Here is a 208-nt window from a genome sequence, read left to right on the forward strand (position 1 = left end):
AATGCCGGTATCAAAAACCGGTGCCTTACCGCTTGGCGATACCCCATCCGTGCAACGCTTACCTGGGAATGGTGCGGGAGGCGAGACTTGAACTCGCACACCTTGCGGCGCCAGAACCTAAATCTGGTGCGTCTACCAATTTCGCCACTCCCGCAAAAAAGATGGTGGCTACGACGGGATTCGAACCTGTGACCCCATCATTATGAGT

Annotated in this window: 1 tRNA gene; it reads right to left on the bottom strand. The window is 54.8% G+C overall.

Features of this window, described 5'->3' with window-relative positions:
- Positions 1–69: 69 nt before the first annotated feature.
- A tRNA-Leu gene (locus L977_RS02190) sits at positions 70–154 on the bottom strand.
- Positions 155–208: the final 54 nt, after the last annotated feature.

Source organism: Enterobacter sp. ZOR0014 (genome assembly GCF_000798855.1).
GTDB lineage: Bacteria > Pseudomonadota > Gammaproteobacteria > Enterobacterales > Enterobacteriaceae > Enterobacter > Enterobacter kobei.